Genomic DNA, 24,356 nt, shown 5'->3' with positions numbered 1-24,356 from the left:
AGCCACTGGGGACGGAGTTTTCTGGCTCTATAGAGCCAGAAAACTCCGTCCCCAGTGGTTTATTCCATGTAAGCTCCTTTCATGGAACTTACTGCATGCTGTGCATATAATTTTAAAAGTCCGTGCTTATATTTACTCTCGAATCCTTTCCAGTTTGCCTTTCTTTCTTTTAAGATGGCATCGATCTCTTCTGGCGTTTTTCTTTCTCCTCTGATACCGACAATGGCAATCTTTCTGTTTGCTACATCCAGCTCAATCAGGTCGCCTTCTTCCACTAAGGCAATCGGGCCTCCTGCTGCAGCTTCCGGTGAAACATGACCGATTACCGGACCTCTGGAAGCACCTGAGAATCGTCCATCTGTGATCAGCGCCACACTGGATGCCAGTTCCGGATTGGCGCAGATAGCTTCTCCTGTGTAGAACATCTCTGGCATTCCGCTTCCTCTTGGTCCTTCATAACGAATGAAGATGGCATCTCCCGGTTTTACTTTTCCATGGAGCACTGCATCAATGCACGCTTCCTCACTGTTAAATGGTCTGGCGTTTAACACCGCTTTAAACATATTTTTCGGGCAGGCGGTATGTTTAATGACACAGCCTTCCGGTGCAAGATTTCCTTTCAGAATTGCGATACTTCCGTCTGTTCCCTTAGCATGATCAAAAGAATGGATAATATCTTCTCTGTCAATCTCTTTTCCAAACTGTTTTGCTTTTTTCTGAAGAATTTCATCGCAATGCTCATAAAATCCATTTTTTTTCAGTTCTTCCAGATTCTCTCCCAAAGTTTTGCCTGTTACGGTCATCACATCCAGGTGAAGCATACTCTTGATCTCTTCCATGACACGAGGCACACCGCCAGCATAATAGAAATACTGTGCCGGCCAGTCTCCGGAAGGACGAATATTTAATAAATAATGTGCTCCTCTGTGTAACCGGTCAAATGTATCTGCATCAATCTCCACCCCAAACTCATGAGCAATGGCCGGAATATGCATGGTCGCATTGGTAGAACCGGAGATGGCTGCATGAACCATGATGGCATTTTCAAAGCTTTCTTTTGTCACGATATCTGACGCTTTGATTCCTTTTGCGATCAGATCCATCAGCTGTTTTCCAGCCTGATAGGATGCTTCTTTTAATTCCGGCGCTGTGGATGGCATCAAGGCAGTTCCCGGAAGCATAAGTCCCAGTGCTTCTGCCATAATCTGCATGGTTGAAGCAGTACCCATAAAGGAGCAGGCTCCACAGCTCGGGCAGGCATGCTGTTTATAGTAATCCAGCTGTTCATTTGGAATCACACCAGTCTTTTCCCATGCATCAAACTTACCGATCTGTTCCAGTGTCAGGAGTTCATTGATTTTACAGGCTGGATCGTTCACAATATATTTTTCAGGCAGCTCATGAGCCTCCATCACGCCACCAGTCACAACAATTGCACTCATATCTTTCAGTCGTCCGATGCTCATCATCATGGCCGGCATAGATTTATCGCAGCTTGCAATAAATACGCCACCGTCAAACACCGTTGCATTTGCCTGTGCCTCGATCAGATTGACCATGGCATCACGATGCGGCAGTGAATAGTTGATTCCGTCATGCCCCTGTGCGATTCCATCACACATATCTGTTGCAAAATATCTGGCTGCTTTGCCACCATTTTCATCGACTGCTTTTACTGCTTCCTCTACAAATATATTCAGATGCGCAGAACCTGGATGGCTGTCTCCATAAGAACTTTCCACCATAACCTGTGGTTTAGACAAGTCACCCACTTTCCATCCCATTCCCATACGAAGCGGATCCATCTCCGGTGCCAGTTTTCTAACTTCTTCACTTCTAAGCATAATGCCCTCCTGTCAATTTCCTATACGAAACATGAAATAATAAAAGCTACTACAAATCCGGTCACGCCAACTAATGTTTCCATAATTGTCCATGTTTTTAAAGTTGTCTTTTCATCAATGCCAACCAATGATTTTACCAGCCAGAAGCCAGAATCATTAAAGTGGGAGCATACGGTGGCTCCACCTGCTACTGCTGCTACGGTACATGCAAGATATAACGGAGATAAATCAGCGATTCCAGGCATTGCAGCAATAATGCCGGCTGCCATAGTCATCGCTACGGTAGAAGAACCAACGCAGATTCTTACCAGCGCTGCCACAACAAATGCTACTACTACGATTGGCATATTGATAGAAGCGACCGCATTACCAATTAAGTCTCCCAGTCCGGAATACTGCAACACATAACGAAGAACTCCACCGCAGGCGGTTACTAACAGAATCAGTCCGGTTGGTTCCAGAGACTTGGTCATGATTTTTTCCAGTTCTTCCAGACTATATCCATGCTTTGTTCCAAGCACAAACATTGCCACTACTGTTGCAATTAATAATGCCACAAACGGTTCTCCCAAAAATGTGAATATGGACGCTACCGGTGCCATAGCCGGAACGACGCCTGCCAGTGACTTCAGAATGATCAGTACCAGTGGAATCAAAATGATCAGTACAATCGTGCCGAACTTTGGAAGCTTGGATTCATCAAAGTCTTCCTGATTTGCCACATGTTCCGGAACTGGAACCATATATTTCTTTCCACAAATGGATCCCCAGATCGGTCCTGCCACGATCATGGCTACCGTTCCACATAAAATACCTACTAAAATTACCCATCCAAGATCTACATTCAACATGGTTGCTACCAGTACCGGTCCAGGTGTAGGTGGAATAAATGCATGTCCTACTGCCAGTCCGGCCAGCAGTGGAATGACATAAAATAAGGTGGAACGTTTTGTTTTCTTTGCCAGAGAGAATGCCAGTGGAATCAGAATGATTAATCCTGCATCAAAAAATACCGGCATGGCAATGACCAGCCCGGTTAAGCCCAGCGCCCATGCTGCCTTTTCATCCCCAAACTTTCTGACCATGGTTACAGCCAGTGTCTGAGCACCGCCAGATGCTTCCAATATAGCTCCAAACATAGAACCAAGTCCAACCAGTAATGCAATACCCTTCAAAGTATTCCCGATTCCATCATTTACTGCCAGAACGATCTCTGAAAACGGCATACCGGCTACCAGTCCTATGGTAATTGCTCCGATCAAAATAGAAATCATCGCATGAATCTTAAATTTAATAATTAATACCAACAATAATGCTAATCCAACTAATGCAGCTATCACCAGGCGCGTTGGATCTAATACTACGGTCTCACTCATTGATAACCCTCCAATTATTTTTCCAGTTTTTGTCTTATACATCTGACGTCTTCTGTATCCTGATTTCAGTATATAATATCAGTATTCCCACATCAAGTTGTTTCAAATCTACCTATTTTTTCTATAAATACAACAAAAAATCCGGTCTTACCACATCTGTAAGACCGGATTTTTCGTGAATTATATTCAATTTTCATAATTTGTCATTACAACTTGTCAGACAGATTTTTTCGTGTATCTGACATCTGAAGCAATGTCTGACGATTATAAGTAAGATGCATGATCATGGCACATTTTGCTCCCATACTGTCTCCACGCAGAATGGCATTGGTGACTTCTCTGTGGGTTTCGATCGTTTCCAGCTGCAGCTTTCTGTGTGTCAGATTTGCAAAGGTCGTAATCGCAGTAAAAATCACCGGAAGTAATATCTCCACTACATGATTGCCACTGGCTTTTGCAATTGCTGAATGAAATTCCATATCCTTCTGAATATGATTCTTCCCTGATAAGTAAAGCTGTTCTACTTCATCGCACAGTTCTTTTATATGCTTCTTATCTTCTTCTGAAGCCTTCTGGCATGCAGTCGCTGCTACTTCCGGCTCCAGAAGTATACGGACATCAAACAGTTCCATCGCCAATCTGTATTTATCTTCAAACTGAGAAAATCCCAATGGATCGTCTACGGTGATTTCCGTATTTTTCACATAAGTCCCGGAACCTCTTTTGACCTCTAAAATGCCTTTTGATACCAGACTCTTTACCGCTTCCCGAATGGTACTTCTTCCCACACCGAAAAGTTCTCCAAGCTTATGTTCACTTGGCAGTCTGGCGCCTTTTTCCATCTGCTCCTGATGCACATACATCATCAGCTGATCCTCAATCTGTGGAACCAGCAGTTTCTGGTCTACTTTTTCATACTTGTATGCCATAAAATCCCCACCTGTCTACATCGAAATCCATCCAAATGCATTAGCCACAGAGCTGACCAGTATGATAGCCGCAAAAATCGGGCACAGATACTGAATCATAAAGTTAAAAATCTTCTTTCTGCGGAAGGTGCCGTTTTCCAGAAGCATTTCTTCCTCTATCTTTTTCACTCCCATAACTCTCGCCACCAGAAGGCAGGTAGCGATTGCTGCTATTGGCATCATCACAGAGTTTGTCAGGAAATCAAAGAAATCCAGGAACTGCATACCAATGATCTTCACACCGGCCAATGGTCCATAGCCCAGTGATGACAGTGTTCCCAGCAGCAGCATGATTACGCCCACGATCACCGTTGCCTTTCTTCTGCTCCATTTCAGCTCATCCTGAAATGTGGACACTGCACTTTCTGTCAGAGCAATGGAGCTGGTGACTGCCGCACACAATACCAGCAGGAAAAACATAATCCCTACGATCGTTCCCATTCCCATACTTTCAAATACTTTTGGAATGGTAATAAACATCAGTGACGGTCCTGCCTGCAGTGTCTCCGGTGTTCCACCCGAAAAAGCGAATACTGCCGGAATAATCATCAAGCCGGCCATAATCGCAATGGCTGTATCAAAAATCTCTACGTTTCTGGTTGATTCCTCGATCGGCACATCTTTCTTCATATAGGAACCGAATGTTACCAGAATACCCATGGCAATGGACAGAGAATAAAACATCTGTCCCATAGCTGCCACTACTGTCATCCAGGAAAAATTCGCCAGATTCGGAATCAGGAAATATTTTACACCTTCCATTGCTCCCGGCCTAGTTACTGAATATACGCAAATAATAACAGATAGTACCACCAATACCGGCATCATCAGCTTAGATACACGTTCTACTCCATTTTGCACTCCTGCATAAATAATCGCTACTGTGAACAAAGTAAAGACAGCAAAACAAATCTCTGTAGACACTCCATTGGATATAAAAGTTCCAAAATATCCATCTGCTGCCAGTTCCTGTCCCTGTCCCATAACATATCCTGCCAGATATTTGATGACCCAGCCACCGATAACGGAATAATACGGTACAATCAGCACCGGAATGATCGCATTGATCCAGCCGCCAAAAGACAGCCATTTTGATTTACCAAAAGAATGATATGCTCCCACCGGGCTTTTCTTCGTCATACGTCCCAGTGCACTCTCTGCTACTATCATGGTATAACCAAAAGTCAGTGCCAGTATGATATAAACCAGGAGAAAAATTCCTCCTCCATATTTTGCTGCCAGATATGGGAATCTCCAGATATTTCCCAGTCCGACAGATGCACCTGCTGCTGACAGTACAAATCCCAGTTTACCGGAAAATGTACTTCGTTTTTCATGATGTTCCACTTCTCTTTTCCTCCCGTAGTTCAAAATCATTTGTATTACGCAAGAACTGATTATACCACAATTATCTTCTGTTTTGTCTGCTTTATCTGTTTTTTTCGTTTTATTCGTCTTTTCCTGCACAGCCTTTATCTGTTTCACGTAAAAAGCTCCATGCTTCTCAACACAGAGCTTATCTGATTCCTGTCAGGTGGATCTTCGCAATCCGCATTCGTTACCTGCCCGATTCGGTTAAAATAACAGTTCCAGTCCCATTGCAATGATCCACATATATGCACAGGTCTTTGGGATCATCAATAATCCGACTTTTGGTTTTGTTTTGCTGAACAAGGTTACCGGAATATAACATCCGAAAGAAATAATAATTGCTGCAACCATTCTTGTCAGATGATATCCGTTCGTATTACCTGACATGGCATAAAGAATTATCACACCTATACCGGTAACTGCAAACACTGCATTTCTGAGTACTGACAGTTTCATGTTTCCATCCTCTGTACACCAGTTATTCTGCGGTAAAATACAGATCATGATTCTGATCAGTGCTGAGATCCATACCATTGCTTCTACTGCAGCAGGTGCACTCAGCTCCGGGAAAGTCAGCTTCCAGACATACATTAAAATAATGTAAAATGCTGTCATGGTAATGGATGAAATCTGCAGTCCTCTCCCAAGCATTTTCTTTATTTTATCATTACTTCCACGCACAGCTCTGATAATTCTCGGAACCAGATGAAATGCGTCTCCGCCGCAAAGTGTCAATGTCAATATACCATAAAGAACGAATAACGTATTTCCTTTTGAAAATACGAAAAATAAAATCCCTGCAATCAAATCAAAGATCAGATATCCTGCATCAAATATTGCCTCCATAAGATCCGGCATCAGCGGTTTATAGTTTTTTTCTTTCATACTTTTTATTTCTCCTCCCTATAATTTTTTAAATACTCATCCGCATTATTGCAAATCTTGTCAAATATCTCTCTGCATATCTGCATTTCTTCCTCTGTCAGTCCACTTAACACATTTTTTGCAAATTGCTTCTGAGCATCCATTCCGGCTTCTACAACCGGTCCGGCCTTATCTAATAAAACAATCTCGATATGTTTTTTATTGTGGGCACTCTGAATTCTTTCGATCATTCCTTTGTTTTCCAACTCTTTTATGGAAGTCGAAACATGAGATTTGGTCGATTTTCGAACCTTTACAATATCCGCCGCAGTATTATACTGTGGGTTGCTATATAAAAACATGAGTATATCATATTCCATCTGCGTCAGCTGATATCTCTCACATACTTCTCTTGCCAGCAATTCATAGTAGCTTGTAATTGTCTTGTGCTTGTCCCAGAAATGCACCTTGCTTCTCCTCTCTATCGTTCTATTTAGAACGATTATATAGTAAGTACTATCCCTCGTCAACCCTGCTTTTTCAGATACTACAATTTTTATATCATTGCCAGCAGAACTGTTCCCACTGTGATCAGAACTGTTCCCGCAGCAGATTTCCGTGTCAGTTTTTCATGAAAAACGATCCATGAAAATGCAATCGTGAGCAAAATACTCAATTTATCCATCGGCACGACCACACTTGCCGGACCATCCTGCAATGCTTTGTAGTAACAAAGCCATGAGGCTCCTGTTGCGATTCCTGAAAGAACCATGAACAGCAATTCCTTTTTATCGATTTTTCCAACTTCATGTGTTTTTCTTTTGATCATCACCATAAACCATGCCATAGCCAGCACCACAGTTGTACGAATTGCGGTTCCCAGATTTGAGTCAATGCCAGAGATACCTATTTTTCCTAAAATTGCAGTCAGACTGGCAAATACCGCAGATAATACAGCATAGATAAACCAGCTTCCGCTATGCGTTTCTCTATCCTCCGTTACTTCTTTTTTGGTAATCATCAATGCTGTTCCAATCCCAATCAGACAGACACATCCTGCTTTTTTCCACGTCAGTCCCTCATGAAGAAAAATAAGAGCAAGAAGTATCGTCAAAATCGTACTGGATTTATCAATTGGCACAACTTTGTTAATATCACCTTTCTGAAGTGCATGAAAATAACATAACCAGGAGGCTCCTGTAGCAAGTCCGGACAGCACAAGAAATAACAATGTCTGTCCACTTATATTCTTCCATTCGGATATTGTTCCGGTTAAAAGTACCATGATCCATGAAAACACAAATACCACAACGGTTCTCAGTGCCGTTGCCACATCCGAATCCGTTTTCCGGATTCCACATTTTGCAAGAATTGCTGTAATTCCGGCAAAAAAAGAGGATCCTGCCGCATATAAAATCCACATATACCTTCCTCCTGTATTACACCTGAACAGGAACTAATGCGTCCACCATAGTCTTGTCACCGCCTGAGCACCACCACGTTTCTGAATATTCACGAGACTCTTTCTTTCCATCATAGCCAAATCAGCTGGTGTCAGAAATGCTTTCGCATCCATACCTTTCGCTCCTTCAAGATACAAACTTCCGAAAATCACTCCAGATGCGCCACCCATGGAATTCAACATAGCAAGACCGGCTCCACAGTAACTTGTAAACAGTGGTTCATGTCCACTGCCACCACCAATTACAAGGGCAACCTTATTCTGTCTTGCGCCTCTGTAAGAAAATGCATTGAAATCCCCAATTTTTTGTAGTATTTTTATACGCAAGAAGATAACCTGTAAGACTCTCTTCTACAACATTGGTAACATCCGCATTTAATACTTTTTTCATGGTATGCCTCCTCGTTATTTATTTAAATTTTTGTATAAATCATTCATCATTTTTTCATTAATTCTAAAATAATTATACTCACACATATACCATGTATCAACATCAAGATTTATGTTTCCATTTTAGTCTTAGAACACTTTCCATCTCTGTACTACGCCTGAAAATGAAGCAGGAAAACAAGATCCTTTCAATCTTTGAAATTAATTTCTTCTATCAATTTCTGTTTTCCTTTATAACTGATTTAAATTTGCATCATCACGCACATTCCCCTTTTTACTCGGATTATTATTTTTCCATTGCTTGGCGGGAGTTTGACACATTGAATAGAAATTGATTGTAAATTGACACAATCAATTTAAAAATATCCGCTTACTATTCCAAGCTATCTCATGAACGCAGTCGCTTTGCGCTCCGCGCACTTGAAGCGGGGGAATGCTTATCTGCGTTCAAAAACCAGGCTAATGACAGGACAACTTATCTGAGGACGTAGATTTCTTCACATTCACATGATATAATTAGAAAAATGAAAAAACAGGACAGGATGTTTCCGCACTCTTTCCTATGGCAAGGGGAGCTGCTCTGGCGATGCCAGATATTCTCAGCGAAACGCCGCCGTTCTCCTACAAGGATATTTCATGCTATGTATAACGATCTTCCTGCGCCAAAGAAAAAGAAGTAAATTCAAAATTTCGAGATGAAGGGAGGTGCGCTATGCCGAATGATTTTTCATGGGTTCAAGAATGCCTCGGCATTCTTGCTGCGAGATGCGCGTCATGCAAAGCATGACATATTTCTTTTGTGCATCTTCCAACTGGAACCGGAGCCGCCGCAATCTACGAATACCAAGCAGACTGCGATGACGAATGGGGCGAAATATCATTGGATTTTCAGAACGGCAAGGCATGGTGGCATTTGAATAACGAAGGAGTGAGATATATGGAGCAATTACTGATTGTTGAAGATGATATCGGTTTGAATCAAGGGTTATGCAAAGCGCTGAAAGCAGATGCTCGGCAGATCATTTCCTGCCAAGACCTAAAAACGGCGAAGGAGCAGCTACTTTGCGGCTGTGTATCCCTGATCCTGTTGGATATCAATCTGCCGGATGGCAGTGGGCTTGAGCTGCTCCGGGAGATCAAGGAAAACATGCCCGGGATTCCTGTTATTCTGCTGACTGCCAATGACACCGATCTGGACATCGTAGACGGACTGGAGCGGGGCGCTGATGATTACATTACCAAGCCCTTTTCTCTTTCGGTTTTGCGGGCAAGGGTGAATACCCAACTGCGAAAGCAAGCGTTAAACCATAAAAATGCGCCGATCTGTATTGATCTATTTCACTTTGACTTTGAGGCTATGACCTTTTATGCGGGAGATTCAAAAGTGGAATTGAGCAAAACAGAGCAAAAATTACTGCGCCTGCTTGTTGAAAACCGAGGTCGAACCATGACCCGTGGAGACCTTGTAGACCGGATCTGGACAGATGGCGCAGAATATGTGGATGAAAATGCTTTATCTGTTACGATCAAGCGTCTGAGGGATAAGCTTGGTGCACAGAAATATATTAAAACCGTCTATGGAATCGGTTATAGCTGGGTGATAAAAGATGAATAGAACCGGTATTGTGATCATACTGCTGTGTTTTCTGGTGGCGGCAGCTGTTGTGTTATGGGAACGGCGAAAGGTCAGAAAAACGCTGGAAGAAATCGAAAGGATGCTGGACGCTGCCATGACCGGCTCCTTTTCTGAAACCAATTTTGATGAAAGCCAGCTGTCTGCTTTGGAAACAAAGTTTGCACACTATCTTTCTGCCGCAGAAGCATCTTCTCAAAATATAGCGCAGGAAAAAGACAAAATCAAAACCTTGATTGCGGACATCTCCCACCAGACAAAAACGCCAATTGCAAACCTGCTGTTATACAGCGAGCTTCTGATGGAGGAAACTCTGCCTGCATCGGCGAAGGCAAATGTGGAGGCGCTGTACAAACAATCGGAAAAGCTACGATTTTTGATCGATTCTCTCGTAAAGCTTTCCAGACTGGAAAACGGGATCATTTCACTCTCCCCTCAGCAAGCAGCGCTGCAGCCGCTGCTTGAAAGCGTAATAGAACAATATGCCGCCAAGGTTTCTGAAAAAGGATTGTCTTTGCAAATGCAGGATACCGATGCTTTTGCTGTATTCGACTTCAAATGGACAGCGGAAGCGCTGGCTAATATCGTAGACAACGCCATCAAATATACGGAGCATGGCACCATTACTATTTCTGCTGTAAGCTATGAAATGTTTGCAAGGATCGATATATCGGATACTGGCACAGGCATTTCGGAAAGTGAGCAAGCAAAGATCTTTGCCCGTTTTTATCGTTCAAAGGCGGTTCAGGAGCAGGAAGGGGTCGGCATCGGCTTATACCTTGCCCGACAGATTATATCCGGCGAGGGCGGTTATATCAAGGTTGCTTCCGTTCTGGGAAAAGGGAGTACGTTTTCCATATTTCTGCCGAAATAACAACAATTCTATCAAAACTGTTAGATTTCATTTTCCGCCGGAAAGAATGTGGAAAGAATCCTATGCGATAATCTGTATATATCAAAGGATCATTTCCTTTCATACATACAGATTTTTTCATGGAGGTACTCATTTATGGAGGTTTTACAGGCAAAAAACCTGAGAAAAATTTATGGCTCCGGCAATAACGCAGTTCATGCACTGGATGGAGTTGATTTAAGTGTAAAGAAGGGCGAATTTGTTGCAATTGTCGGCACATCCGGGTCCGGCAAATCCACGCTGCTGCACATGCTGGGCGGGCTGGATCGCCCTACAAGCGGCACGGTCATGGTGGACGGACAGGATATTTTCTCCCTGAAGGAGGAAGCGCTGACCATCTTCCGCCGCAGGAAAATCGGCTTTGTGTTCCAAGCATATAATCTTGTTCCGGTGCTGAATGTGTATGAAAATATTGTTCTACCCATTGAGCTGGACGGTGGCAAGGTCAATAAGGATTTCGTACAGCAGATTGTACAGACACTTGGGCTGGATGATCGTCTGGATGCGCTGCCCAATCAGCTCTCAGGCGGTCAACAGCAGCGGGTAGCCATTGCCCGTGCGCTGGCGGCAGCACCCGCTATCATTCTGGCAGATGAACCCACCGGCAATCTGGATTCCAAAACCAGCCAGGATGTATTGAGCCTTTTGAAAGTCACCAGTCAAAAGTTCGCCCAGACAATCGTAATGATCACTCACAACGAAGAAATTGCGCAGATGGCAGACCGCATTATCCGTATCGAAGATGGTCGGATCGTCTCCCAGAACTAACGGGAGGTGGCTACGATGAATGTCAAAAATCGAAAATGTATTCGAAAACTCAGCGTAAAATCTCTTTATGCGAACCGTCGCCGCAATCTAATCGCTATTTTTGCCATTGCGCTGACCACGTTGTTATTTACTTCCATGTTCACCATTGTCTTGTCGTTGAACGCCAGTTATGAAACCTACCAGTTTCGGCAGGTAGGCGGCTATGCGCATGGCACCTTTAAGGATGTTTCCCCCGAGCAGGCGGAACGCATCGCTGCCCACCCAAAGGTGAAGGCTACGGGGGTACGGAAGGTAATCGGTATCACTGCGGAGGGGGTCTTTGCCAAAATACCGGCAGAGATCAGCTACATGGATGCCAACTGCACTAAATGGAGCTATGCAACCCCTACTACCGGACGGATGCCCGAAAGCGGCAAAGAGGTAGCCATGGATACGGCAGCGTTGCAGCTGCTTGGCGTAACGCCGGAGCTGGGCACCGAGGTCACGGTTTCCTATTCCATTACGGACAAGGATCAAACCGCCTTTACTGTAACAGATACCTTTACGCTGGTGGGCTATTGGGACTATGATGAACTAATGCCTGTTCATTACATCAACATCAGCCGTGATTACGCAGATGACATCGAAGCGCAGGCAGTGAAAACAGGTTTACAGCCTTTCCGCACCGATTTGAATGTCATGCTGGCCTCCGGCACAAACATTCAAGGGCAGATGGAGCAGGTGGATACCGATCTTGGCTACACATGGGACAGCTATACTGATCCCAACAGCGTCCGGATCGGCGTCAACTGGGGATATACCTCATCCCAGCTGGAGTCGCAGCTTGATCCGGAACTTGTGATCGCCATAGCAGCTTTTTTGCTGCTGGTGATTTTCACGGGGTATCTTATCATCTATAACATTTTCCAGATCTCTGTTGTAGGGGATATCCGGTTTTACGGACTTCTGAAAACCATTGGCACAACGCCCCGGCAGCTCAAACGCATCATTCGCCAGCAGGCACTTCTGCTTTGTCTGATCGGTATTCCGGCGGGGCTGCTGCTGGGCTACGGCATTGGCGCTGTTTTGGTTCCTGTTGTCTTGCGCTCCACCCGGTTGGATGCAGGCATCACCACCATCAGCACATCGCCTGTGATCTTCCTTGGTTCTATGCTGTTCGCCTTGTTGACGGTGCTCTTGTCCTGTTCCAAGCCCGGAAAAATGGCAGCTAAGGTCTCTCCGGTGGAGGCTACCAAATATACGGATGCAATGCAGACCAAGAAAAAACGGCGCAACACCCGGGGAGCAAAGCTCCATCAGATGGCCTTTGCCAATCTGGGACGAAACAAGAAAAAGACGGTACTGGTGGTGTTGTCTCTGGCACTGTCGGTGACACTGTTCAATGCGCTGTGTGCCTTTGTGGGCGGCTTCAGCATGGAGAAGTATGTATCCGCCATGACCTGCGCCGATTTTATTGTCAGCACTCCCGACTATTTTCGTTATAACTCGAGTGCAGATGAATTTATCACCCAGGAGCAAATAGAGGATATCTCCGCAAACACAAAGGCCAGTCTTTCCGGCACGGGATATGCTGTGCGAAAAATCGCCTACCTGTGGATGACGGAGGATGCTCTGCGGCAGGACTATGCAAGGTACGAAAGCGCCGAGCAGTTGGACAGCCATATGAGCCGTCTGGAGCACCGGGGCAATATGGTGATGGGAGATACCAGAATCGAGGCTCTGGATAACAGTCTGTTTGACAAGCTGCAAGTGTTCGACGGAGATATTTCTCCCATGTTGGAGCCGGACAATAACGCCATTGCCATTGCGGTTTCCTTAGATGACTACGGTAATCTGCCCAATCTTGAATACTACCCCAAGGTGGGAGACACGATCACCGCTACCTATGCGGACGATGTGAAATATATCGACAGCCGCACCGGAGAACTCTGCACCGAAGATACACCGGAGGAGTACCTTCAGGCAAAATTGTATGGAGCCAGAGATGTAGAGTACACGGTCTGCGCCTTGGTAGAACTTCCGAATTCCATGAGTTATCGTTATGGTGGTATTGGATATGACGTAGTTTTGTCTGTGGACACCGCACAGAGGGACAGCGGTGGTGCAGCCATTCCGATGCTCTACCTGTTCGACACAGCGGACGACGCTGACGAGGCCGAAGCAGAGCAATATCTATCGAAGCTCACTGCCGGTGAGTTTTCGCCCTTGATGTATGAAAGCAAGGCCACGGCTCGCTCTGAATTTGCTCAGTACCGGCATATGTTCCTTCTGATAGGCGGTATCCTCTGTGCTATCATTGGGCTGGTGGGACTCTTAAATTTCTTCAACGCCATGATGACCGGTATTCTTTCCCGCCGCCGTGAATTTGCTGTGCTTCAAGCTGTAGGAATGACGAACCGGCAGCTCAAAACCATGCTGATCTACGAGGGATTGTTTTACGCAATGTCCTCCGTAGCGGTGGCTTTTATTCTGTCGCTGGCGGTGGGACCTCTTGCAGGAAAAATGCTGGGCAGTATGTTCTGGTTCTTTGAGTATCGATTCACCATTCTGCCTGTCCTGCTGACAATTCCGGTATTTCTTCTGCTGGGGTGGCTGATCCCCTGCATGATGTATGACAACGCAGCGAAATGCAGTGTTGTAGAGCAATTAAGGGATGCTCAATAACTGTTAAGCAAAAAACGGCCCTCTGCCAATGAAAAGGCAGAGGGCTGAGTTTTAATCTAAGGGTTTACATTCAGTTACAGTTTTTAGATAAATTTCGGGGTTTCCGTTCAAAACAAGGTCTGCATATCCAATCGGGTCATTGTAGATTAGATAGTCCAGCTCTGACCGCTGATACATATTGTCAGCAACCTCATTCTCCACGGCTATTATATCAATAGCAATCATACTGCCATCTAAGAATTTCAGTTCCACACAGGCGGTATGCTTCTCGGATTGCTTTCTCTTTTTCCGGTGGACACTGTGGCTGTCTGGAATTTTCGGACTTCGGCAAATTATAGTTCTTACCAACCCGAATCTTTTTCAAGTCGACCTCACCCTTGGGAAGCAAAACAACCGTCTCAACTGTGTTTTCGTTGAGCAACCGAATTGCTTCGCCTTCAAAGTCTTCATAATACACCGGAAATACCAGACCACTAATTCCGATGATGCTCTCACTGTTTTTTATCTGTTTTTTTCTCCAATATTTTTATTGAATTCAGGTAGTCTTCTTCCACCGTGCTGAGTGTTCGCGCTTTATATTTTTTATATTCATCCGTTGCTTTATCAACAGCCTGTTTGTGTGATATACTTCCATTCCCCAGCAAAAGCTGTTCACCGCTCATTGTCAGAATCCTATCTAAATGTTCTGCCCAGTTCCTCATTGTCATAGCCTGTTCTCGTTCTGCCTGACGTTCTGCAAAATCAAGATATCCCGATACCAGCTGTCCCATTGCACGTAATTCTTTTTCAGATAAATAATTCTTGGCAACTACAGCCTCCTTTAAAGTTGGCTGATTGCCTTTAAAAGTAGTAAGTCCCATAAATTCTTTTTCTGCATCTGCTCTGGTATAAATTACTTCTGCTGCAGTTTGTCCATGAATTGCGTAATGAATTTTGTTTTGCACTTTTTTGAAAAATACAATGGATATTTCCGCTTTCGGATCATAATCTATGCTCGTTGCATAAATTTCCAGAACCTGACGATAAAATACTTTCTCGGATGCACGAATATCACGGATTCTCTCCAACAATTCCTTGAAATATCCACCGCCACCTAGATTTTTCAAACGATCATCATCAAGTGCAAAACCTTTTCTCATGTATTCTTTTAAAATTCTGGTTGCCCAGATTCTAAACTGTGTTCCTCGTTTTGATTTTACACGATAGCCAACAGAAATAATAACATCAAGATTGTAATAGTCTACATTGTAAACTTTTCCATCAGAAGCAGTTGTTGCAAATTTTGCAACAACTGAATCCCGTTGTAATTCACCTTCTGTAAATATATTTTTTATATGTCTGGAAATGGTTGATTTATCTCTCTGAAACAATTCTGCCATCTGATCAATAGACAACCAAACTGTATCACCATCAAAAGTAGTCTCAACTTTCGTCAGACCATCCTCTGTCGTATAAATAATCATATCTGCTTTTTCTTTATCCATAAATTAATTTTCCTCCAAAATCAGATACTTTATCAACGTGAACGAGTCACTATGGCGAAATCATCATTCCTCATCTTTACCATTTATAATACGATAGTAATCATCCATATCCACGCTGAGTTTTACCGTGGTATCTGGTTTTCGTTTGCCCAAGAGGCATATCGTTTCCACATGCGGTGAAAGTTACTTCTTATACTAAATAGCGAAACCGTCACCTTTTACGAAAAAGTTTATCATTCTCCAAGGGGAATAACAATTTATAAATAGTTATCCTACATCTCAATTGCCTTAATAATACGAGTTGCTAATACTTGAAAAGTGTTGTAAAATTCATCTCTGTTACGTTTCATATTATCCCAAACCGTGCCTGATTTTTGAACCTGCTCTTGGGTTAACAGAAATACCGGCGTATTGTGTTCTTGCGACTGTGCGATAAGACTGTTAAAGTCAGCAATATTAATCAAATTATACGGTTCTTCATAAGATCCCTTATTGCCGCTTTCACAAAACATATCATTCGCCGTTAATACCGGAATCAACTTATCAGCCACTAAATTATTTATATCAGCAATCCAATCAGCAAATGCCCGCGCAGGAGAACCATTTCTTGGACGATACCTCTGTTGAATCGTCCCCAAAAAAACTGGTGGTTTATCTTTCATTTTATAAGTAGCACTTTGGAATATCTCATTCAAAGCCATTTTTTTGTAAGTCTCACACCATTTAGGGAAAATAGAAACCAATGATTCTATTGCCATGTAACAAAAATAATCTGGAGCACATGGCACGATAAAATAATCACTCTGCATTAAAATGTTTGCATTTGTTGCCGAAATACTTGGGCTCATATCTATCAATATTATATCTAACGAATATTTTTCCGCAGTTAACTCCAACATTCTTCTTAATGCCCCAGGAACATTTTTCATTAAGTTCAAACTTCCAGTCATTGTTTCAGCAATATTATATGTAGTATCATAACTAGAAAATTGTATATGTCCAGGCAAAAGAAATAGATTATCATTTTCCTTAAACTCCACACAATTCGCTGCTTTTATCGGTTCAGGATCTCCGCTAAAAACAGGTTCTATAGAAGACTTAATATTAGACAAATCCGATTTGTACAAATCTTCTAATTTATTTTCTTTCGTGCTATTTATACATATTCCTGTAAGATTACACTGTGGATCACTATCAACTATTAAGGTTTTTTTACCCATAAGCGATAACATCCATCCCAAATTATAAGTTGTTGTTGTTTTACTAACACCACCTTTATTATTAAACAATGCAATTATCTTTGTATTTCCCATCTTTTCCTCCTATTATGGCGAGTGCATTACTTCATACAAATCTCTTATCATTTCCTTTTTTGCCATATTTCTTCTATTCTTTGTTATAAACTTATAGAAAAATTGCTCTTAGTTGCTCTACGATTCTGCTCTGCAAATCTCCCAAATTCAATCAGTCTGCTTTTACTACTTTCCAGCTCCAGTCCAAACTTTTCCATTCGTTCCTTTAACTCTTTATAGTATCTTTCAGCTTCTGACTTATATTGAAATCCTGCAACAAAATCATCCGCAAAGTTGACGAGAAAACACTCTCCCTGCATTTCCCTTTGCACTACCAGCTTAAACCACAGCGTCAGCACATGATGCATGTATATATTTGCAAGCATCGGACTCATTACTGAGCCTTGTGCCGAACCTTCCTCTGTTGGCTCGAATTTTCCTTGCTCCATTATTCCTGCTTTAAGGTATTTACGTATTAGCCACAATAAGTTCTTATCCTGTATATTCCATTCAAGGAACTTCATCATCCAATCATGGTCGATATGGTCAAAGAAACCTTTGATATCGGCATCTACGATATAGCTGATTTTTCCATAGCTTATCCGTTGGTATACTTCTTTTATTGCTTCGTGACACCCCCTATTCGGTCTGAATCCATACATGCAGTTTAGGAATCTCGGTTCATAAATAGCTCCCAGTATTTTCTTCACTGCCATTTGTACAATCTTATCTTCATAGGAAGCAATCCCTAATGGTCGTTTCTTTCCATTTCCTTTAGGTATATATACCCTCAGTGACGGAAATGGCTTAAAGGATTTGTTTTTCAACCTCTGCACCAGTTCCTTGATATTTCTATCAAGGTTCTTCCCATACTCATCCTTAGTTACCTTGTCAATTCCGACTGCTTTGTTCCCATCTAATTCCTTATGGCATTGCTTTAGCATATCTTCATTTATCAAGTGGTACACTGATGTAAATATAGGATGTTTTGATGTAGCCGATATCTCAGCTATTCTTACTAATTTCGTTTCCATTATTTCCTCCGTCCCTGAGTACGGATAATGTGTCCTCAGTAAGACCTTTACTATGCAATCCCCTTCTCTCCATCGGCATTGCCCGATTTCTACAGTACTATGGGATTGTCCGACCACCTACCATTCATTTGAAATCCTCCGTTTTCAGTTGCAACTTCATACTCTTCTTCGAGAAATGGCAGGTTCTCCCCAGTTGATGTGTATTCACAATGTAAAACATGATTGGTTCTCTGACTCCGCAGTGCCACATAATACTCGCCATATCGCATTACATGCTATTGTCTTCCGCACCAGTTAAGACGTCGACCGACTGAAGTTAACGTTTCGAAGCTCAATCACTATTCAACCCTGCTTTCTTGCTGTCTACACTTGTCAGATGCCGTTACCGGCATCATCCCAAGACTCGCTATTATCTGGTTGGCTAAACCTTGGATAAACCGGAATCCCACCGGCTTGACTACACACCCTTAGCTGGGCGCACAACTGGAAGTTAGCGATTTCTTTTTCCGGTATTCTCTGTCCCACGGATTTCCTCATGATAGAAATAATCTACGATCACCGGATGCCCCTGCGGGACTCTGCCATAAGGCATTTCATTATCCACAAAGGCACAATCATACTTCTTAGCCATTTTCTCAGCTTTTACTTCAAGTGCTTCAAAGTAGCTGCGGTTATGATTGAGATTTTCGAGCCAGAACAGATCGCACTGATCCTTTACCCGCTCAAAGATTGCTTCAAAATTCGTGATACCGGGGAATACCGGGGATACGAAACAGACTGTACGGATACCTGCCTCATATACCTGCTTCATAGCAGCGATACGGTGCTCAATGCTCGAAGCAGAATCCATATCGTTCTTGAAATTTTCATCTAGTGTGGCTCGGCTGGGTTTGCTATTTTTGAATGGTAATTGCAGATTTAATTCTTGCGACTATATCCAATGGTGCTTATCATGAGGGAAATTCCAAAAATCAAAATTGCCGCTATCCCTGTGATTAGCACATATGAATGAACAGAATTTACCATAGCAGCCATTCCCGGCCCATCTTCAAAATATTTTACAAAGTAAAACATTGGAATTACCACAATCAATCCCATAGTTTGCGCAGAACGAAAACCAAACCAATAAGTTAATGGCAAGCAAATTCCTGTCCATAATAATGGGATAATAATTGCTGCTGCAATCGAAAATAACCAGATAAGCATATCAAAGTTTTGAAAAATTATGCTGGATAAACTATTGAACGCAATGCTTCCCAAAATGCTGATTGCAACAGTATATATTACGGAAACATATTTACTTGCAACAACAGTAAAATTGCTTATCGGCATAGCTAATTGATATTTTTTCCAGCTTGCCTTTTCATCACTTGCGAAACTCATAATATTTTGCATACCGATTGTCATGGCAAACATAACGGAAGCAAATAAACCAGCATAAATTCCAGCATTGAAAATAAGCAGAACAATAGCTGCTGCTGCAATCAGAATAAGTTTCTTATCAATACTCTTGAAGAAAATGGATATGTCTTTATATATCAATCCTCGCATGATGTACCTCCTTTAACATAGAAAAGCATAATATCTTCTAATGTGGCATTATCCACAATGATGTTTTTGTATTTTCGTTTGAATGCTTCCTTGTCATGAACAAGACACTCCACGCTCATATTTGTAGTTCGGTGTATGATATAATCATCAGAGGAAAGCTGTGCAAATTTTTCTTTTCCGCACTTTGCCACGCCATAATTATAAACAAGATTATCTTTCTGTTCCTCGAAAATGATTTTTCCCTGATGAATTAAAATCACATAGTCTGCAATTTTTTGTATGTCCGAAGTAATATGCGACGAAAAGAAGATAGAGCAATCTTCATCTTGGATAAATTCCAAAAATAGTTCTAATACTTCATCACGCACAACGGGGTCAAGACCTGTTGTTGCTTCGTCCAAAATCAACAGTTTAGGTCTATGTGCCATAGCACAAATGATAGACAACTTCATTTTCATGCCTTTAGAAAATGTGCCAATCGTTTTCTTGGTCGGGATTTTGAATTTTTTCAAGTATTGTGAAAAAAGGTTACTATCCCATGTCTTATAAACTCCTTTCAAGATTTTTTCAATATCTGCGGCTGTAAACACATCATGAAAATTACATTCATCAAAAACGACGCCAATATTTTCTTTGACAGTTGGAATTGTATGGTCTATTCCAAAGACTTGTATCTGTCCGCTATCTTTGCTTAGTTCATTTAATATCAGATTGATAGTAGTGCTTTTTCCTGCACCATTCTCGCCAATAAAACCTACAATCCTGCCTTTAGGGACTTTGAACGAAACATTGTCCAAAGAGAAATCCTCGAATTGCTTGCATAAATTCTGCACCAAAATGTTGTTATCCATGCCTGTCACCTCTCGCTATTCCTCGTAAAATAGTTTTAGAATATTCGTCATTTGCCCAAGACTAATGCCATGTGCTCGACCAATTTCTGCGACCTTTTGTAAAAGTTCTTCAGCAATTCGTAACTGTTCCTCTTGAATAAATTCCCTATTCTGTGATGCTACAAAACTGCCTTTTCCAGATACAGTTTCTATAAATCCATCTCTCGTTAAATCTTCATATGCTCTCTGAACGGTAATAACACTGATATGTAAATCTTTTGCTAAAGCTCTCATAGAAGGGAGGGCTTCGCCAGCAGATAATGTGCCGTCCATAATAAAACTTTTTACTTGCATACAGATTTGTTCGTAAATAGGCTTATCACTGCTATTACTTATGATAATCTCCACTTGCTCACCTCACCATGCGTACTTATCGTAATAAGCGTACTTATTCGATAAGAACAGTATAGGCGATTTGTGTGAACCTGTCAAGAGAAAAGATGTAAATACATTCGGAAAAGTGAGTGGCTGTCTATCAAATTCTTGTGTGTTACTTTACCGCACATGAGCATTTGCACCGGGATTATCATTTCCGTATCCTTCAAGAAGATTGATAACGCCCCATACACCCACACCTGCGCCGATTGCGGTTACTACTGTTTTAAGTCCTGTTATGATACTGAGGATATCCCAGCAATACTTGCTATCCCTGATACCTTATTCTTTCTACCAGCGTTTCCTTTTTCAGATTACTGCTTAAAACACAGGAAAGCACAATTTGTAGAATACCAACCAGAAGAATCATAACAAGAATCGGGATAAGAGGAACGTGATAAACGTTCATTCCAAAAATCCCATTATGCTTCGCATAGGAAAACAGTGCATAGCCAAGGGGCAGACCGGCAGCAAGTGCGACGCAGATGGTGCCAATTGTAAAAATCAAGCCCTGTATTTGTAAGCTCAGATTCAACTGCTTATTGGTCATGCCTACCGCTTGCAGCACACCGTATTCCTGCTTCTTCGTGGTGATATTGATGATCATGGTGTTTGCCAGATTCATAAACCCAATGAGACCGACAATTGCCATGAACAGATAGCAGCCAAGCTTCATCATACGGCTTGCGTATTCTGCAGATTGTAACTGTGCATGATAGGTATCCATTTTTATATGCGAAGTATTAGAAATCAAAGTATTCAGACTCTGTTCCACAGATGCAACATCTTTTTTATCACAGTCCACCCACAGATAGCCATAGGCTGTTCCCCTCGGATTCATGGAACGGTATACACCTTCTGGAATTACAAGATAAGTGTCCGCGCTTACAAAGGATCCTGCAATCTTTCCCTGATAGGTATAGGTTTCACTTCCATTCTCAAAGTCAAATACAATAGATTCACCCGGAGCATATCCATCTTGTTCCATCCACGCCGACCAGCCAAAGAAAATTTCACCATTCTTTACCGCCTGATCATAGTCCATAGAGCCAATATCCCCGTCTTGGCGCATAAAATCAAAATCATTTTTACTCACAATCTCAGCCGGAAATCTTGTTCCGTTCAGATTTACAGAGACAATCTCTCTCGTCATGACATCTGTCACTCCTGGAATGCTTTTGATTTCTTCAATCATTGAATCATTCAATGGATTATCCGTCAGAATCGTATCCAGATTATTCTCCGGATAGGCTTCATCATAATTCTGGGAATAATCCAGCTGCAACTCAAATTGTCCATGGTTGATTGCAATCCGCGCCTCGTGCTTCGTGTCAATATTCCCAACATAATTAGAGATAATTACAAACAATACACAGGAAAGCCCCATGGTAAGAATCGTAGCAATGGTTCTTTTCGGATTGCCTGTCACATTTGCCATTGCCATGGAGAAAACGGTGACATCTTTTCTGCCTTTTCGTCTGCCCTGTTTTTGCGTTTTGGAGCCGTCAAGATACCGTGTCGCTTCGATGGGTGAAATCCGGGAAACAATTTTCATGGGTTTGCGCAGAGCCAGAACGACCGTAAGAAACGATACAAAAATGCAGATGAGCATAATTGTCAGTGAAAACAAAGGCACCTGATGGTTCTTGATTCCGGACGATACCTGATTTCCCTGCTCCACCAGCCAGTTGAAGCTGACTTTTGCAATCAGGAAACCAAACAGCAGCCCCAGCGGTATCGAAGGGACCGCCAGAAGAATGCCCTCACGAAAGATCAACTGCTTCATCTGCTTTCTGGTTACACCCAGCGCCTTGATTTTTCCGTACTCCTGAACCTTCTGGGCGATCCCGACCTGGAAGATATTATAAATGACCACAACGGAAAACAGCACGATTCCGATGATCAGGGTTCCACAAACCACAATCATTTCATAGCTCGGCTGCAATACCCACTGCAGGTAGAGGTCATTGATGATCACGTTTTTCTGGTCAATGCCGCAGGAATCCGCGATTTCTTTTATAACAGGCGCAACATTATTCATAGATACATTTGCAGAATCGCTCAAGGTAAAATAGATATTATATTGCCTGTCACCCTCCGCAACACGCTCATTATAAAAATCCTGCGAACCGAATACAACATAGGAAGCCTCGATGGTATATTCATCCCGGTCATATAAAATCCCGCTGACAGTAAATTCCACCGGTGCGTATTCCGACTGCATGCCGGAACGGTACTCCAATGTTACGGTGTCTCCGACCTTTACATCATGGTATCCCACTGCATCAAAGAAAGCGCGTCCTGCGGCAATTTCCTGCATTTTTTCCGGATACTTTCCTTCCTTCAACTCATATTCTTTATTATAAGGAAGCATTTTTCTTGCAGTCTCATCCATGCAGACAAACCCGCCTTTTTCATTGCCTTTTATGATACCTTCGGTGCACATAGTGCCTGTAGCATCTATTTCCGCACGGCGGTTTACTTCTTTTAACTGCGATCCGTCTGCGGAAACAAACAGACCATAATTGCTTCCATATGATCCTGCCGCCTGACTTTTCTGTAAATGAATTACCCCATTTCCCACAGTACTGATGATAACAAGCAGCATCGTGGTCAGACAGATTGCCATCATGATCAGTATACTTCTTGTCCTGTTCCTTTTGTCATTGCTATATGCAATCCTGCTTATTGTCTTCATCTGAAATCCACCACCTGTCCGTCCTCAATCATCAGAATACGGTCAGCGACCTGTGCAATTTCGTCATCATGGGTAATCATTACAATTGTCTGTCCATATTTTTTTGCTGTCATCTTAAGCAGAGCGATTACCTCATCACTGGTCTTAGAATCAAGATTTCCTGTCGGCTCATCTGCAAATATAATTTCCGGACGATTCACCAGTGCTCTTGCAATTGCTACTCTCTGCTGCTGTCCTCCGGATAACTGATTTGGCAGATTATAAATCCGGTTTTCAATCCCCAGAGTTGCAATAATATCATTTACATACGCTTCATCCACTTTTCTTCCATCCAGCCCCAGTGGCAGTACAATATTTTCCCAGACATTAACAGATGAAACCAGATTAAATGCCTGAAAAACAAATCCGATTTTTCTTCTGCGGAAAACAGCAAGGGCATCTTCCTTCATCCTGTATAAATCTTTCCCTGCTAAAGTAACACTGCCTTTTGTCGGGGTGTCTAGCCCTCCAAGCATATGAAGTAATGTACTTTTACCGGAACCTGACTTTCCAACAATTGCGACAAATTCTCCCTGCGCAATCTGAATGCCCACCTGATTGACCGCTTTGACCTGATTCTCACCTGCGCCATAAAACTTACAAAGCTGCTTTGTTTCTAATATCACACTCATGTGTTGCCTCCTTTTCATCTTACATCCAAATTGTATCAGGGCAATCTTTCATTTCACTTTCAAAAAACGAGCAGAAGTCTTACAGAATTGTAAGATTTCTGCTCACTT

At 42.5% G+C, this 24,356-nt stretch carries 22 protein-coding genes and 2 pseudogenes; 4 read left to right on the top strand and 20 right to left on the bottom strand.

Features of this window, described 5'->3' with window-relative positions; genetic code table 11:
* Window positions 1-59: 59 nt before the first annotated feature.
* The 8 genes from ilvD to OCV47_RS02485 form a co-directional block, all read right to left on the bottom strand.
* On the bottom strand, window positions 60-1,847 hold the full coding sequence (gene ilvD / locus OCV47_RS02520; protein WP_256298733.1) for a dihydroxy-acid dehydratase: 1,788 nt from the start codon (window positions 1,845-1,847) through the stop codon (window positions 60-62).
* A 17-nt stretch (window positions 1,848-1,864) separates the two neighbouring features.
* Complete coding sequence (locus OCV47_RS02515) at window positions 1,865-3,220, bottom strand: GntP family permease (RefSeq protein WP_117448051.1); 1,356 nt, start codon at window positions 3,218-3,220, stop codon at window positions 1,865-1,867.
* Between the two features lie 206 nt (window positions 3,221-3,426).
* Window positions 3,427-4,149 (bottom strand): FadR/GntR family transcriptional regulator, encoded by a 723-nt coding sequence (locus tag OCV47_RS02510; protein ID WP_262653533.1) that lies wholly within the window; start codon window positions 4,147-4,149, stop codon window positions 3,427-3,429.
* A gap of 15 nt (window positions 4,150-4,164) precedes the next feature.
* The gene (locus OCV47_RS02505) at window positions 4,165-5,535 is read right to left on the bottom strand and encodes a sodium-dependent transporter (RefSeq protein WP_331481128.1); all 1,371 of its coding nucleotides are present in this window, start codon (window positions 5,533-5,535) and stop codon (window positions 4,165-4,167) included.
* 228 nt (window positions 5,536-5,763) lie between these two features.
* Window positions 5,764-6,444, bottom strand: a complete 681-nt coding sequence (locus OCV47_RS02500; protein ID WP_262653532.1) for a hypothetical protein — start codon at window positions 6,442-6,444, stop codon at window positions 5,764-5,766.
* 5 nt (window positions 6,445-6,449) lie between these two features.
* Entirely contained in the window at window positions 6,450-6,890 is a 441-nt protein-coding gene (locus OCV47_RS02495) for a MarR family winged helix-turn-helix transcriptional regulator (protein ID WP_262653530.1), read from the bottom strand.
* Between the two features lie 89 nt (window positions 6,891-6,979).
* On the bottom strand, window positions 6,980-7,846 hold the full coding sequence (locus OCV47_RS02490; RefSeq protein WP_262653529.1) for an EamA family transporter: 867 nt from the start codon (window positions 7,844-7,846) through the stop codon (window positions 6,980-6,982).
* Window positions 7,847-7,879: 33 nt separating this feature from the next.
* Window positions 7,880-8,212 carry a dihydroxyacetone kinase subunit DhaK gene (locus tag OCV47_RS02485; RefSeq protein WP_262653527.1) on the bottom strand — a complete coding sequence of 111 codons (333 nt, stop codon included), beginning with the start codon at window positions 8,210-8,212 and terminating at the stop codon, window positions 7,880-7,882.
* Window positions 8,213-9,212: 1,000 nt separating this feature from the next.
* On the opposite strand from OCV47_RS02485, the gene OCV47_RS02480 reads away from it, so the two are divergent.
* The 4 genes from OCV47_RS02480 (at window position 9,213) to OCV47_RS02465 (ending at window position 14,253) form a co-directional block, all read left to right on the top strand.
* Window positions 9,213-9,890: a response regulator transcription factor gene (locus tag OCV47_RS02480; protein ID WP_262653525.1), complete on the top strand. Its 678-nt coding sequence runs from the start codon at window positions 9,213-9,215 to the stop codon at window positions 9,888-9,890.
* Complete coding sequence (locus tag OCV47_RS02475) at window positions 9,883-10,782, top strand: sensor histidine kinase (protein WP_262653523.1); 900 nt, start codon at window positions 9,883-9,885, stop codon at window positions 10,780-10,782. The genes OCV47_RS02480 and OCV47_RS02475 overlap by 8 nt, the downstream gene beginning before the upstream one ends.
* 135 nt (window positions 10,783-10,917) lie before the next feature.
* Window positions 10,918-11,589: an ABC transporter ATP-binding protein gene (locus OCV47_RS02470; protein ID WP_262653522.1), complete on the top strand. Its 672-nt coding sequence runs from the start codon at window positions 10,918-10,920 to the stop codon at window positions 11,587-11,589.
* Between the two features lie 15 nt (window positions 11,590-11,604).
* Window positions 11,605-14,253, top strand: coding sequence for an ABC transporter permease (locus tag OCV47_RS02465; RefSeq protein ID WP_262653521.1), 2,649 nt, complete (start codon window positions 11,605-11,607; stop codon window positions 14,251-14,253).
* A gap of 51 nt (window positions 14,254-14,304) precedes the next feature.
* Here OCV47_RS02465 and OCV47_RS02460 read toward each other — a convergent pair whose 3' ends face one another.
* The 12 genes and pseudogenes from OCV47_RS02460 to OCV47_RS02410 form a co-directional block, all read right to left on the bottom strand.
* Window positions 14,305-14,478, bottom strand: coding sequence for a DUF6061 family protein (locus OCV47_RS02460; protein WP_470358168.1), 174 nt, complete (start codon window positions 14,476-14,478; stop codon window positions 14,305-14,307).
* Window positions 14,465-14,656, bottom strand: a pseudogene (locus tag OCV47_RS16140) (hypothetical protein); the annotation flags it as partial. The gene OCV47_RS02460 and the pseudogene OCV47_RS16140, both read right to left, overlap by 14 nt.
* An 88-nt stretch (window positions 14,657-14,744) precedes the next feature.
* Window positions 14,745-15,737 carry a virulence RhuM family protein gene (locus tag OCV47_RS02455; protein WP_262653517.1) on the bottom strand — a complete coding sequence of 331 codons (993 nt, stop codon included), beginning with the start codon at window positions 15,735-15,737 and terminating at the stop codon, window positions 14,745-14,747.
* Window positions 15,738-16,009: 272 nt separating this feature from the next.
* Window positions 16,010-17,050 carry a ParA family protein gene (locus OCV47_RS02450; RefSeq protein WP_262653516.1) on the bottom strand — a complete coding sequence of 347 codons (1,041 nt, stop codon included), beginning with the start codon at window positions 17,048-17,050 and terminating at the stop codon, window positions 16,010-16,012.
* An 83-nt stretch (window positions 17,051-17,133) separates the two neighbouring features.
* Window positions 17,134-18,063, bottom strand: coding sequence for a reverse transcriptase domain-containing protein (locus OCV47_RS02445; RefSeq protein ID WP_331481126.1), 930 nt, complete (start codon window positions 18,061-18,063; stop codon window positions 17,134-17,136).
* 490 nt (window positions 18,064-18,553) lie between these two features.
* Window positions 18,554-18,940 (bottom strand): annotated as a pseudogene (locus OCV47_RS02440) (radical SAM family protein); the annotation flags it as partial.
* A gap of 41 nt (window positions 18,941-18,981) precedes the next feature.
* On the bottom strand, window positions 18,982-19,614 hold the full coding sequence (locus OCV47_RS02435) for an ABC-2 transporter permease (protein WP_262653514.1): 633 nt from the start codon (window positions 19,612-19,614) through the stop codon (window positions 18,982-18,984).
* Window positions 19,602-20,465, bottom strand: coding sequence for an ABC transporter ATP-binding protein (locus OCV47_RS02430; protein WP_262653513.1), 864 nt, complete (start codon window positions 20,463-20,465; stop codon window positions 19,602-19,604). The genes OCV47_RS02435 and OCV47_RS02430 overlap by 13 nt, the downstream gene beginning before the upstream one ends.
* Before the next feature lie 15 nt (window positions 20,466-20,480).
* Window positions 20,481-20,852 carry a GntR family transcriptional regulator gene (locus OCV47_RS02425; protein WP_028087677.1) on the bottom strand — a complete coding sequence of 124 codons (372 nt, stop codon included), beginning with the start codon at window positions 20,850-20,852 and terminating at the stop codon, window positions 20,481-20,483.
* A gap of 147 nt (window positions 20,853-20,999) precedes the next feature.
* Complete coding sequence (locus tag OCV47_RS02420; RefSeq protein WP_117448107.1) at window positions 21,000-21,131, bottom strand: Maff2 family mobile element protein; 132 nt, start codon at window positions 21,129-21,131, stop codon at window positions 21,000-21,002.
* Between the two features lie 16 nt (window positions 21,132-21,147).
* Window positions 21,148-23,577 (bottom strand): ABC transporter permease, encoded by a 2,430-nt coding sequence (locus tag OCV47_RS02415; protein ID WP_262653511.1) that lies wholly within the window; start codon window positions 23,575-23,577, stop codon window positions 21,148-21,150.
* The gene (locus OCV47_RS02410) at window positions 23,574-24,248 is read right to left on the bottom strand and encodes an ABC transporter ATP-binding protein (protein WP_262653510.1); all 675 of its coding nucleotides are present in this window, start codon (window positions 24,246-24,248) and stop codon (window positions 23,574-23,576) included. The genes OCV47_RS02415 and OCV47_RS02410 overlap by 4 nt, the downstream gene beginning before the upstream one ends.
* Window positions 24,249-24,356: the final 108 nt, after the last annotated feature.

The organism is Muricoprocola aceti (assembly GCF_025567005.1).
GTDB classification, from domain to species: Bacteria; Bacillota; Clostridia; order Lachnospirales; family Lachnospiraceae; genus Marvinbryantia; species Marvinbryantia aceti.
Note: the sequence above shows the minus strand (reverse complement) of the source record. Positions and strands in the feature narration are given on the sequence as shown.